Raw genomic sequence first — 11,515 nt, forward strand, 5'->3', positions numbered from 1 at the left:
CCCCCCCCCCCCCCCCCCCCCCCCCCCCCCCCCCCCCCCCCAAAACCCCCCCCCCCCCCCCCCCCCCCCCCCCCCCCCCCCCCCCCCCCCCCCCCACTTCTTTTTTGGGGCTGGAAAGATGCGGGAGCAAGGCCTCGCGCAAGGCTGTCACAATCTCCGCCATGAACGAAGAAACGACCACGCTGTATCGTCCGACCGGCCCGGAGGAGCTTGAGCTCGTGAAGCAGAGCGGCTACAGGAAATGGCCGCCGCGCTTGCCCGAGCAGCCCATCTTCTATCCCGTGACGAATGAACAATATGCAATCGAAATCGCCAGGGACTGGAACGTGCCTGCCAGCGGCTACGGCTGCGTGACGAGGTTCGAGGTGCGAAGCGAATTCATGGCGCGCTACAAGGTTGAGAAAGTGGGCGGCGCGCACCACACGGAATGGTGGGTTCCGGCGGAGGAGCTCGAAGCGCTTAATGAAAACATCGTGGGGTTGATCGAGGTGGTTCGTGAGTTCCGGGCGTGATGAGGCCGCCCCGTTTTTCTACTAGCATGCCCCGCTGCGTCCGGCCGCGAAACCGCTTGCTTGGATAAGTCGGTGACTGCTTTCACATCACGCCGCACAATGAAAAAAGACCCGCTCTTCCGAAAGGTGAATACGACAGCTCACGGTATCCACCATCGTTTCGGCGGGGACTTCCACGATCAGCGCAACAGCCAGCTGCTGCGCGAATCCGAGGCGACCCGCCTGCCCATGCGCGGCAAAGTGCGCAGGGGGCTTGATTACACGCCGCTTTTCAGGTTTCTCCTGTCCAAAGTGGGTGCAAACTGGAACGAGGTTCACGCGGAGGCGGTGTCGCGGCTCGATCGTTCGGACCCGATATTTTGGCTCGTTGCGATCCGTCCCTCCGACGAGAAGGAGTACGTCCGTACGGGTGAAGCCACTTATTTCAGTGGCTTGCGCGTTGACGAGCAGGGGAAGTTGCAGATTGTCAACTCCTCACTGGGCCCTTCAAGTCTCGCACCGCTGTGTGGGTGTTGTACGCACACCTTTAACGGGGTCCCGTTTACGCAAGCGTTCGATCCTGCCTTGCAGCCCGGCAAGTCGGCTCCCCGGGTCATCTGATTTTCTGGCAGATCAGACATTAGCTCTTCCAGCACTACCCCAATTCATGATTGACCTCAAGGCTGCAAATCATACGAATCGCGAACTGGAACTCATGCTGGCGGGAAAGAAGCCGCTGGCGATGTTCTATGACGAACTCAGCGTCCTGCCGCATGAGGAAATCATTCCGGAGGAGAGATTTTCGCCTTATGTCAGCAGCGGCCTCTTTGTGCGCGGTGAGGAAACCTACATCGGGGAATACCGCTCCAGCCTGGCTCGCAAGGAGCAGATCAAGTATGTTTTCTTCGCTCTTGCCGGGGAGGCCTGGCGAATTTCCGCACTCTCGCTGCTTTTGCGGGTGTGCTATCGGATGAACAGCTGGCAATCCGAGGAGATGGAGCGGATGGAAAGCTTCCTGCTGGGTTATACGGATGACGAGGTTGATGCGTGGTGCGACCAGCGTTTGCGCAGGGCACGTGGTGACGCTCCTGAAGTCAATCCTTAGGATTTCAGCATGGCTATCTGGCAGTTCGATCTTTCATTCGTTCCTCATGGCGGCCCCATGCCGTGGCGAACCGAGGATGGGCACCAAGTCCCGGTCGTCCATGCGCATACAGCGGCTAGGGCCAAAGACTGGCTTTTGGTGCGGCTCGGCGAGCCGCATGTCGTTTTCCAAGACTTTCTTATTTTTGGCTCCGACAAAGGCAATCGTGTGGACCTTCTTCTCGAGGAAGATGGCAGCGCGGAAGTCTTCGCACGCATAGATGCCCGTCACAGCGCAACGCGTTTCATTCGCGAGCTGTGCGAGCTTGCCCAACTTCTCGAATGCGGGTTTTTCTCGGCAGAATACTGGAAAGCGGTAGAGGCCACACCCGTTGCTGTAGGTTTTGCTTTGGAGCGATCGCGTGCTGCGGCATTTGTTCGCGATCCTGAAAAGGTCCTTAGAGGCGCGGGCAGTGGCTTCTGAAGCGCCCAGTATTACCCCAATCAGGAAAAGCCTCATGTCCTCACGATACCCAATAAGGAAGGACGAGAACCTGACCCCGCGGACCGGCCTCGAGATTCCTGCCGTCATCCTCTTCTGCGTTACGGTGGCGCTATTCCTTTTTGTCAGCGCAAAAACGGGGACCCGATCATTGGGGCTATTCATCGTTCTCATGGCACTCGTGCAACACCGGCAAGGGCGTATCCCCTATGGCTGGGAAGGGCAGCCGCCCTCGGGCTACCTCACCGGGCCGCTCGCGATGCTGGTCAATGTGGTGGTCGCCGCCATCGGCCTGGCCGTTTTTGTGTGGCCGGAAGTCGCGATGGGCATGTTCGGCCCGAAATGAAGAAACCCCGCTGGTTTGTGATGTCCAGGCAACCCTCGCAATATCCCACTGTCGGACTCTTTCGGAATGACACACAAACCGAGATGCGTCTGTTTCTGGAAATGATCCCGGAGGAGATCGTGCTGTTGCCTGGTCACTGCGTCGAACTGTTGGCAAGGCCGACTCCGGGCCTGCTACCGCTGACAATCGACCTTGTTGATGGGGGAGTGCAGATCCACGCTCACAATGAAGTCGATCCTGACTGGCATGTTCGTTTCAACGGAAAGCTCATACGCGCTGGGAGTCCGACCTTGCTGAAGGACTATGAGTGATCGCGCCTGACTCTTGCTTTAAGCAGGCATGCCTGCGGCACGCCGCTTAAATCAAACTCAGATTTCACACATGCCGACCGCCAAACCCAATCTCGCATCCTGGCCCCACCGCCTGCTCGCGTGCGTGCTGGACAACATGGCTTTGTTTGTCATGCTTTTCGTTCTTCTTGCCTTGAGCGAGACGCTCGATTTTTCATCGCTGGTGGTCGCCGCGGCTATCCCGGTTTTTTATGTCGCATACAACTCCGCGGCTTTGCTCTGGCCGCAGCTCAGTCTCGGCCGCATCGTCGCAGGCATTTCGGTCGTTTCCGTGCGGGGCGACGGCGGGATCACGCGCGTGCAGGCAGTAGTCAGGCCGCTGGTCCGCGTCCTCGCTTTCGTTGTGGTATTTTTTGTCAGCGCGACAACCGATCAGCCATGGCTTTTTCCTGTGCTGCCCCTTGTCGTGGAACTTGCGCTGATCGCCCACACACCGTGGCGCCAGTCCATGGCTGACTTTCTGGCCGGCACCATCGTTGTGAACACACCGCAGCCGTCGCCGCACAGGGCGCCTGCCGGCCCCATGTATAGCGCGACGGATGTGGAGTTTGGTCCTCGCCCCCGACGAAGGAAGCCTGGGACTTTCTACATCAGGCGGCTGTGAAGTCACCCGAGGGAAAAGTGGCTCAAACCCTCACTGCACCACTTTCTCTTTAGCCTCTTTGACCCGGGCAGCCAAATGCTCAAGCGCCTCCTGCACTTGATCCACCAGCACCAGGCAAAGATCACCCGGTGACAGTCGCTCGAGCGCGGTGTCTATCGCCAGGAACTCGCCACGTATCTCGTCGATGCGTTTTGCGCGTTGGGCACCTTCCAGCCCCTGGCGTAGCAAGGCCATGACCTCGCCGTCGGCGCGGCCGCGCTGGGCGGCGTCCTGGTAGAGGATGACGTCGTCGAAGGCGCTGCCCAGGATGATGGTCTGGTCGCGGATGTCGCTGTCGCGGCGGTCGCCGGCGCCGCTGATGACGACGCTGCGGCGCTGGCCTGGTGTGGCGGGCATGGCGTCGACGGCCGAGACCAGGGCGCGCATGGCGTCCGGGTTGTGGCCGTAGTCGGCGATTACGGTGGCGCCCTTGTAGTCCATGACGTTGAAGCGGCCGGGGGCGTTGTGGGCGTCGTTGACGAAGCTGGCCAGGCCGCTCTTGATGGTGTCCCAGTTCAGGCCCGCGCCCCAGGCGGCGGCGACTGCCGCCATGACGTTTTCGACCTGGAAGCTGATGCTGCCGCCGCGCGTGACGGGCACGCCCTGCAGCGGGATGCGTTCGACCCAGGCGCCTTCGGCGGCGACCAGCATGGGGCCGTCGATGTAGACGGTGCGTTTGCCCTGGGCGCGGTGCGTGGCCATGAGCGGGTGGTGGCGGTCGGCGGCGAAGAAGATGATCTTGCCGGGGCAGGTGGCGGCCATGTCGGCGACGATGGGGTCGGCGGCATTGAGTACGGCGTACCCGGTGTTCGCGACGTTCTGCACGATGACGCGCTTGAGCACGGCCAGGTCTTCGACGGTGGTGATGTAGTTCAGGCCCAGGTGGTCGCCGCTGCCGATGTTGGTGACGACGGCGACCTGGCAGCGGTCAAAGCCCAGGCCTTCGCGCAGCACGCCGCCGCGCGCAATTTCAAACACGGCCGCGTCCACGTCAGGATGCATGAGCACGTTGCGCGCGCTCTTGGGGCCGCTGCAGTCGCCGCTGTCGGTCTGCCGGCCGTTGATGTAGACGCCGTCGGTGTTGGTCATGCCGGTGCGCAGGCCCTCGGCGGCCATCAGGTGGGCGATCAGGCGCGTGGTGGTGGTCTTGCCGTTGGTGCCGGTCACGGCGACGATCGGGATACGGCCGTTGTCACCGGGAGGGAAGAGCTCATCGACCATGGCCACGCCGACGGCGCGGCCCTTGCCGTAGGAGGGCGACAGGTGCATGCGCAGGCCGGGCGCGGCGTTGACTTCGACGACTCCGCCGTTTTGCGATTCCAGCGGACGCAGCATGCTTTCGCAGACCACGTCGACGCCGCAGATGTGCAGGCCCACCATTTGCGCGGCGGCCACGGCGCGCGCGGCGACCGAGGGGTGCACGTCGTCGGTGACGTCGGTGGCGGTGCCGCCGGTGCTGAGGTTGGCGTTGTTGCGCAGGATGACGCGCCGGCCCTTGGCGGGAATCGATTCGGGCGTGAGCTCCTGCACTTCCAGGCGCGCGACGGCGATGTCGTCAAAACGGATCTTGGTGAGCGAGGTGGCATGGCCTTCGCCGCGCCGCGGGTCCTGGTTGACGATGTCGACGAGTTCGCGCACGGTGTGCAGGCCGTCGCCCACCACTTGCGGCGGCTCACGCCGCGAGGCGGCGACCAGTTTGTTGCCGACCACCAGCAGGCGGAAGTCGCTGCCGGGCAGGAATTTTTCGACCATGACCTCGCCGTGTTCGGCGGCGGCTTTGTAGGCGGTTTCCAGGTGTTCGCGCGTGTTGATGTTGACGGTCACGCCCTTGCCTTGATTGCCGTCCTGCGGCTTGACGACCACGGGCAAGCCGACCTGCCGGGCTGCGGCCCAGGCGTCGTCAACGTCGGTGACGGGCCGGCCCAGCGGCACGGGCACGCCGGCGGCGCGCAGCAGCTTTTTGGTGAGGTCCTTGTCCTGCGCGATGGATTCGGCCACCGCGCTGGTGGAATCGACTTCGGCGGCCTGGATGCGGCGCTGCTTGGCGCCCCAGCCGAACTGCACCATGCTGCCCTTGGTGAGGCGGCGATACGGAATGCCGCGCGCGACGGCGGCGTCGACGATCGCGCCGGTGCTGGGGCCCAGGCGCTCGTCTTCGTCGAGGTCGCGCAGCTGGGCGATGGCGGCTTCGAGGTCGAAGGCGGTGTCGCGCAGGGCCGCGTGGATCAGGGCCTGGGCCAGTTCAAAGGCCAGGCGGCCCACGGCTTCCTCGCTGTATTCGACGACGACCTGGTAGGTGCCGGCTTCAACAGTGGCGGCTGTGTGGCTGAAGGTGATGGGGCAGCCGGCGGCGGTTTGCAGCGCCAGCGCGGCGCCTTCGAGCACATGGGCCAGCGAGACGGGGCCGGCGTGGCCGGTCTGGCGCAGCGCGCCCATGCCGGGAAACAGCGCGCGAACGCGCGGCTCGAAGCCGGCCAGGCCGGCGATGTTGCATTCAACGGCGCTGCAGGCCACGACGGCTTCTAGCGCGGTGTGGCGGCTCCAGAGGTTGGGGCCGCGCAGGGCGCGGATACGGGACACTTCCATTATTCGGCACTCCCGGCGGTTTTAGGGGTGGTTTCAAAGGCTTCCATGCCGGCGCCTATCAGGTTGAGCGGAATGCCGAGGGCCCAGGCGGCGCCCACGGCGGCCAGCAAGGCGTCTTCGGTGAGGCCGCGGCGTTCGCGCCAGGCGCCCAGCTTGCCCAGGCCAGGCAAAAAGGCTTCGCTGGCGCCGGTGGCCAGCACCACCTGCTCTTGCCGCACATACAGCGCGCGGCCGCCCTGGGCGCAATGCGAGACGATGGCCGCGGCCTTGGGGTCGGTGCTGTAGAAGATCACCTCGCCGTCGCAGAGCTCGGCCATCTCGGCGATGCGCGGGTCGCCGGCGTTAAGCACGGCGGCGCCGCTGGGCAGCACCACGTCGACCTGCGAGCGCATGACCTTGAACATCTGCTCGTCTTCGGTGATGTCGAACTCGGCCAGGCCTTGCGCGCCGCCCAGGTCGGTGACCACGCCGACCTGGCATTTGTCATAAGGCAGGCCGGTGCGCAGGATGGTGTCGGCGCCGTTTTCAAACACGGCAGCCTGCACCGCGCGGTTGATGAGGAGTCGCTGGCCGGCTTCCCAGTTGGCGCAGTCCGAGGCGTCCACGCAGCGCTGGTCCAGGAAGAGGCCGGCCTGGCAGGCCAGGCCGGTGTGCCGGCCCGACAGGTGCAGCAGCCAGGCCACCAGCCGCGCGACGCGGTAGTTGCCGGCGGAGCCGGCGATGCCGACGATGGGGATGCGGCCGTCGTTGGGATTGTCGCTGTCGGATGAGTGCGGAAACAGGTGGTCGCAAATGGCGCGGCCCACGGGGCGCGGCGCGCCTTCGGCAGGCTTGAGGTGCATCAAAAGGCCCGGGCCGGCGTTGACTTCGACGATGGCGCCGCCCTGCTCGTGCAGCGGGCGCGAGATGTCCTGCGCGACCACGTCGACGCCGGCGATGTCCAGGCCCACCACGCGCGCGGCCAGCGAGACGATGTGGTCGACCTCGGGGTGGACGGCGTCGGTGCAGTCCAGCGCCACATTGCCGTTGCGCTGTATCAGCACCTCGCGGCCGGCGGCGGGCACGGCATCGGGCGCCAGGCCCTGGCGCTGCAGGTCGAGGATGACGGCGCCGTCTTCGGCGGTGTTGATGCGGCCCAGCGGGAAGTCCTCGCCCACGCCGCGGCGCGGGTCGGTGTTGAGCTGGGCGTCGACGAGCTGCGACACCGTGGAGCTGCCGTCGCCGGTCACCCAGGCGGCTTCGCCGCGCGCGGCGGCGACGACGCGGCCGCCGACGACCAGCAGGCGGTGTTCATGGCCGCGCACAAAGCGCTCGACCATGACCTCGCTGCCGTGGCGGGCGGCCACCGCGAAAGCGGCCTCGACGTCGGCGCGTGTTTTGAGGTCCAGTGCCACGCCGCGGCCGTGGTTGCCGTCGGAGGGCTTGACGACCACCGGCAGGCCGATGTCTTCGGCCGCTTCCCAGGCCTCTTCGGCCGTGGCGACGATCTCGCCCTCGGGAACGGGCACGCCGCAGGTAGCCAGCAGGCTCTTGGTGAGGTCCTTGTCGTGGGCGATGCCTTCGGCGATGGCGCTGGTGAGGTCGGTTTCGGCCGTCCAGATGCGGCGCTGGCTGGCGCCGTAGCCCAGTTGCACCAGGTTGCCGTCATTCAGGCGGATGTGGGGAATGCGGCGGTCGGTGGCGGCGGCCACGATGGAGGCGGTGCTGGGCCCGAGGTAGCAGTCGTCGACCTTGGCGCGGATCGCCTCGACCGCGGCGCGCACCTCGGCCTGGCCGTAGGGCGTGGCATTGATGGCGGCCATCAGCAGGCGGTGGCCCTCGGCCAGCGCGGTGCGGGCGACCTGCTCGTCGCGCGCGCGGAACACCATGCGGTAGACGCCGCGCTGCGAGGTGCTGCGCGTCTGGCCGAAACCGGTGGGCATGTCGGCCAGGTTGAGCAGCTCAATCACCACGTGCTCGAGCACATGGCCGGACCAGGTGCCTTCCAGCAGGCGCTGGATGAAGCCGCCGCGCTCGCCCACGCCGCAGTGGTGTTCGACCAGGGCCGGCAGCAGCGCGACCAGGCGGTCGTTGAAGCCCGGCAGTTCGTTGGAGGGGAAGTCCTCGAGTTTGCCGAGGTCCAGCCAGACCTCAAGCACGGCCCGGTAAGTCCAGATGTTGGGACCGCGCAGGTAGTTGATGCGCAGCAGCTTGATGTCGTCCTGAGGGCTCATGGTTCGCAGCATGGTCGGCCAGGCAGGGCGGCCGCACCCGTCGGTGCAAAGCGGCGGTCCTGGCCGATGAATTTCAGTGTGAGGCCGGTGAAAGCCCCTGTGGATCCCTGTATGTCTCGTTATGTGCGTTGTGTCTTTGTTCTTGTCGCGAACGAGCCTGGCTGGGGCTGGGGGATCGATACCGCCAGTTTCGCCATTTTCGGGGATTGAGGGTCAAATTTGTCGTTCCAGGCTGCATTCGGCGAAAATCCCCTGTTCGGGTTCCCCACGCGCGAAGACAAAACCTGCGAAAACCCAGCCGCGCCAGATGCGGGACGCCAAGAATTCACCAACACAATGCAACACAAACACCCGGCAGACGACTCCAGCCTTACCGACCCCGCCTTGGCGGGGCTTCGCTCACAACTTGCAACCCAGGAAAACGTTCTGTGTACGCTTACGGTTGACCTGGACAGCCAACTTCGTTTCGCCACCGGCCTGCTGGCCTTGACGGATCGCCGCCTGCTGGCCCGCGGACCCGGCGGCCCAGACGCTGAATGGGCTTCCTGGCCCACGGTAGACGCCGCCGGAAAGGGCTTGCCGGGCCTGTCGCTGCGCCATTTCGACCATGCCGGCGTGGGCACGCTGGAGCTGCACCAGGGCGGCATTCGCCTGGCCGGCTGGCGTTTTACCCTGGGTGCCAATGTGCAGGCGCTGCGCCTGGTGCGGCTGTTCGTACAGCAGCAGGCCGCCCAGGGCCTGGCCGAGCCCCCCCCGGCCGACGAAGTGGCCCTGTGCCCCGAATGCGACCTGCCGCTGCCGCCCGACAGCGAGGAATGCCCGGCCTGCGCCCGCGAGCTGCACACGCCGCCTTCCACCTGGGTGCTGCTGCGCCTCTGGCGCTTTGCCCACCCCTACCGCCACCAGCTGCTGGCCGGGTTTCTACTGACCTTGGCTTCCACCGCCGCCACGCTGGTGCCGCCCTACCTGACCATCCCGCTGATGGACGATGTGCTGATTCCCTTCCAGAACGGCCAGCAGATAGAGCCCTGGAAGGTCGGCGCCCTGCTGGGCGGCCTGCTGGGCGCGGCGCTGCTGGGCTGGGCGCTGAACTGGGCGCGCACCTATTTGCTGGCCCTGGTGTCAGAGCGCATAGGTGCCGACCTGCGCACCGCCACCTTCGACCACCTGCTGGAACTCTCGCTGGACTACTTCGGCGGCAAGCGCACCGGCGACCTGATGTCGCGCATTGGCTCGGAAACCGACCGCATCTGCGTGTTTTTGTCGCTGCACGCGCTGGATTTCGCGACCGACGTGCTGATGATCGTGATGACCGCGGTCATCCTGTTTTCCATCAACCCGTGGCTGGCGGTGGTGACCCTGCTGCCGCTGCCCTTTATCGCCTGGATGATCCACGTGGTGCGCGACAAGCTGCGCACCGGCTTTGAAAAAATAGACCGTGTCTGGTCGGACGTGACCAATGTGCTGGCCGACACGATTCCCGGCATTCGCGTGGTGAAAGCCTTTGCCCAGGAAAAGCGCGAAGCCCAGCGTTTTCGCGAGGTCAACCAGCACAACCTGGCCGTCAACGACAAGCTCAACAAGACCTGGTCGCTGTTCACGCCCACGGTCTCGCTGCTGACCGAGGTGGGCCTGCTGGTGGTGTGGGCATTCGGCATCTGGCTGGTGTCCCGGCAGCAGATCACGGTCGGTGTGCTGACGGCGTTTATCGCCTACATAGGTCGTTTTTACGGGCGGCTCGATTCCATGAGCCGCATCGTCTCTGTCACGCAAAAGGCCGCGGCTGGCGCCAAGCGCATTTTTGACATCCTGGACCATGTCTCCAACGTGCCCGAAACCGCCAACCCGGTGGCGATCGGCAAGCTCGAAGGCCGCATTGACATGAAGAACCTGGGCTTTCGCTACGGCAACCGCTCGGTCATTCGTGGCCTGGACCTGCAGATACGGCCCGGCGAGATGATCGGCCTGGTGGGCCACAGCGGCTCCGGCAAAAGCACGCTGGTCAACCTGATCTGCCGCTTTTACGACGTGAGCGACGGCAGCATCCAGGTCGACGGCACCGACATACGCCGCTTCGGCGTGGCCGACTACCGCCGCCACATCGGCCTGGTGCTGCAGGAGCCATTCCTCTTCTTCGGCACGATCGCCGAGAACATCGCCTACGGCAAGCCCGGCGCCACGCGCGCCGAGATCGTCGCGGCCGCGCGCGCCGCCCATGCGCATGAATTCATCCTGCGACTGCCGCAGGGCTATGACTCGCTGGTGGGCGAGCGCGGCCAGGGCCTGTCGGGCGGCGAGCGCCAGCGCATCTCGATTGCGCGCGCGCTGCTGATTGACCCGCGCATCCTGATCCTCGACGAAGCCACGTCTTCGGTGGACACCGAGACCGAAAAAGAAATCCAGCGCGCCCTCGACAACCTGGTGCAGGGTCGCACCACGATCGCGATTGCCCACCGCCTCTCGACCCTGCGCAAGGCCGACCGCCTGGTCGTGATGGACCGCGGCCAGGTGGTGGAAGTCGGCCCGCACGACGAACTCATGGCCAAACAGGGTGCCTACTGGCGGCTGTACGAAGCCCAGGCGCGCCAGGTCGACAACGAAGAGGGCGGCCAGGAAGACCAGGAGCGCCGCATCGCGATGGCGACCTCACAGCTGGCCCACACCGCACAGCACGCGGGCAACACATGAGCGCAGGACTTCATATGGCAGATATTTCTTCCAACCCAAGCTTCGACCTGGCGCGTGACGCCTCAGGCCGCCTGGTGTTCACCGATGCGGGAGGCCAGGCGCATGCGGGCGTCGTGCCGGTGCGCGCCTTTCCCATCGCCGCCCCTGACGAAGGCGTTTCGCTGGTCAACACCGAAGGGCATGAAGTCGCCTGGGTGGACCACTTGCAGGCCGTGCCTGAAGCGACGCGAACGCTGCTGCAGGAGGAGCTGGCCCTGCGTGACTTCGTGCCCGAAGTGACGCGGCTCAAAAGCGTCTCCAGCTTCGGCACACCCAGCGTCTGGACGGTCGAGACCGACCGGGGGGAGACTTCTTTTATCCTCCGCGGCGAGGAGGATATCCGTCGCCTCGGGCGGGTTGGGCTGCTGATCGCTGGTAGCCAGGGGGTGCAGTACAGCGTTCGGGATATGACGGCGCTGGATCGGGCATCGCGCCGTCTGTTGGAGCGGTTTCTCTAAGGCTGCTTTTGCTCCGGCGGTGTGGTCTCTTCTTAGTTCTGCTGGCCGGGGGTAGCCCGGCGGCTACTCACTTTTCTTTTGCTTCGCCAAAAGAAAAGTAAGCAAAAGAAAAGGCG

11 protein-coding genes are annotated in these 11,515 nt (G+C 65.1%); 9 read left to right on the plus strand and 2 right to left on the minus strand.

Translation table 11 applies throughout. The features are described from left to right. The first annotated feature begins 161 nt into the window (after nucleotides 1-161). The 7 genes from ACEN8I_RS23805 (at nucleotide 162) to ACEN8I_RS23835 (ending at nucleotide 3,376) form a co-directional block, all read left to right on the plus strand. The gene (locus tag ACEN8I_RS23805) at nucleotides 162-512 is read left to right on the plus strand and encodes a hypothetical protein (protein WP_413331124.1); all 351 of its coding nucleotides are present in this window, start codon (nucleotides 162-164) and stop codon (nucleotides 510-512) included. 99 nt (nucleotides 513-611) lie between these two features. After that, on the plus strand, nucleotides 612-1,112 hold the full coding sequence (locus ACEN8I_RS23810) for a hypothetical protein (RefSeq protein ID WP_413331125.1): 501 nt from the start codon (nucleotides 612-614) through the stop codon (nucleotides 1,110-1,112). A gap of 46 nt (nucleotides 1,113-1,158) precedes the next feature. Next, entirely contained in the window at nucleotides 1,159-1,596 is a 438-nt protein-coding gene (locus tag ACEN8I_RS23815) for a hypothetical protein (RefSeq protein WP_413331127.1), read from the plus strand. A gap of 9 nt (nucleotides 1,597-1,605) precedes the next feature. Beyond that, entirely contained in the window at nucleotides 1,606-2,058 is a 453-nt protein-coding gene (locus ACEN8I_RS23820) for a hypothetical protein (RefSeq protein ID WP_413331128.1), read from the plus strand. Nucleotides 2,059-2,092: 34 nt separating this feature from the next. Beyond that, on the plus strand, nucleotides 2,093-2,422 hold the full coding sequence (locus tag ACEN8I_RS23825; RefSeq protein ID WP_413331129.1) for a hypothetical protein: 330 nt from the start codon (nucleotides 2,093-2,095) through the stop codon (nucleotides 2,420-2,422). 83 nt (nucleotides 2,423-2,505) lie between these two features. Next, a complete protein-coding gene (locus ACEN8I_RS23830) occupies nucleotides 2,506-2,733 on the plus strand; it encodes a hypothetical protein (protein WP_413331131.1) in 228 nt (75 codons plus the stop codon). Nucleotides 2,734-2,803: 70 nt separating this feature from the next. Further along, complete coding sequence (locus tag ACEN8I_RS23835) at nucleotides 2,804-3,376, plus strand: RDD family protein (RefSeq protein WP_413331132.1); 573 nt, start codon at nucleotides 2,804-2,806, stop codon at nucleotides 3,374-3,376. A gap of 30 nt (nucleotides 3,377-3,406) precedes the next feature. Here the strand turns inward: ACEN8I_RS23835 and cphA (ACEN8I_RS23840) are convergent, their stop codons facing one another. Further along, nucleotides 3,407-6,001 (minus strand): cyanophycin synthetase, encoded by a 2,595-nt coding sequence (gene cphA, locus ACEN8I_RS23840; protein WP_413331133.1) that lies wholly within the window; start codon nucleotides 5,999-6,001, stop codon nucleotides 3,407-3,409. Further along, nucleotides 6,001-8,214: a cyanophycin synthetase gene (cphA, locus tag ACEN8I_RS23845; RefSeq protein WP_413331134.1), complete on the minus strand. Its 2,214-nt coding sequence runs from the start codon at nucleotides 8,212-8,214 to the stop codon at nucleotides 6,001-6,003. Before cphA (ACEN8I_RS23845) ends, cphA (ACEN8I_RS23840) begins: the two co-directional genes overlap by 1 nt. A 336-nt stretch (nucleotides 8,215-8,550) precedes the next feature. On the opposite strand from cphA (ACEN8I_RS23845), the gene ACEN8I_RS23850 reads away from it, so the two are divergent. Continuing rightward, on the plus strand, nucleotides 8,551-10,902 hold the full coding sequence (locus tag ACEN8I_RS23850; RefSeq protein WP_413331136.1) for an ABC transporter ATP-binding protein: 2,352 nt from the start codon (nucleotides 8,551-8,553) through the stop codon (nucleotides 10,900-10,902). Then, nucleotides 10,899-11,399 carry a DUF1854 domain-containing protein gene (locus ACEN8I_RS23855; RefSeq protein WP_413331137.1) on the plus strand — a complete coding sequence of 167 codons (501 nt, stop codon included), beginning with the start codon at nucleotides 10,899-10,901 and terminating at the stop codon, nucleotides 11,397-11,399. Before ACEN8I_RS23850 ends, ACEN8I_RS23855 begins: the two co-directional genes overlap by 4 nt. Nucleotides 11,400-11,515 lie beyond the last annotated feature (116 nt).

The organism is Polaromonas sp. CT11-55, assembly GCF_047303325.1.
In the GTDB taxonomy this organism is placed as follows: Bacteria; Pseudomonadota; Gammaproteobacteria; order Burkholderiales; family Burkholderiaceae_C; genus Polaromonas.

Bases quoted from the DNA above. Each gene is read 5' to 3' on its own strand.
- ACEN8I_RS23805 (WP_413331124.1), top strand. From the start codon at position 162: ATGAACGAAGAAACGACCACGCTGTATCGTCCGACCGGCCCGGAGGAG.
- ACEN8I_RS23810 (WP_413331125.1), top strand. From the start codon at position 612: ATGAAAAAAGACCCGCTCTTCCGAAAGGTGAATACGACAGCTCACGGT.
- ACEN8I_RS23815 (WP_413331127.1), top strand. From the start codon at position 1,159: ATGATTGACCTCAAGGCTGCAAATCATACGAATCGCGAACTGGAACTC.
- ACEN8I_RS23820 (WP_413331128.1), top strand. From the start codon at position 1,606: ATGGCTATCTGGCAGTTCGATCTTTCATTCGTTCCTCATGGCGGCCCC.
- ACEN8I_RS23825 (WP_413331129.1), top strand. From the start codon at position 2,093: ATGTCCTCACGATACCCAATAAGGAAGGACGAGAACCTGACCCCGCGG.
- ACEN8I_RS23830 (WP_413331131.1), top strand. From the start codon at position 2,506: ATGCGTCTGTTTCTGGAAATGATCCCGGAGGAGATCGTGCTGTTGCCT.
- ACEN8I_RS23835 (WP_413331132.1), top strand. From the start codon at position 2,804: ATGCCGACCGCCAAACCCAATCTCGCATCCTGGCCCCACCGCCTGCTC.
- cphA (WP_413331133.1), bottom strand. From the start codon at position 6,001: ATGGAAGTGTCCCGTATCCGCGCCCTGCGCGGCCCCAACCTCTGGAGC.
- cphA (WP_413331134.1), bottom strand. From the start codon at position 8,214: ATGAGCCCTCAGGACGACATCAAGCTGCTGCGCATCAACTACCTGCGC.
- ACEN8I_RS23850 (WP_413331136.1), top strand. From the start codon at position 8,551: ATGCAACACAAACACCCGGCAGACGACTCCAGCCTTACCGACCCCGCC.
- ACEN8I_RS23855 (WP_413331137.1), top strand. From the start codon at position 10,899: ATGAGCGCAGGACTTCATATGGCAGATATTTCTTCCAACCCAAGCTTC.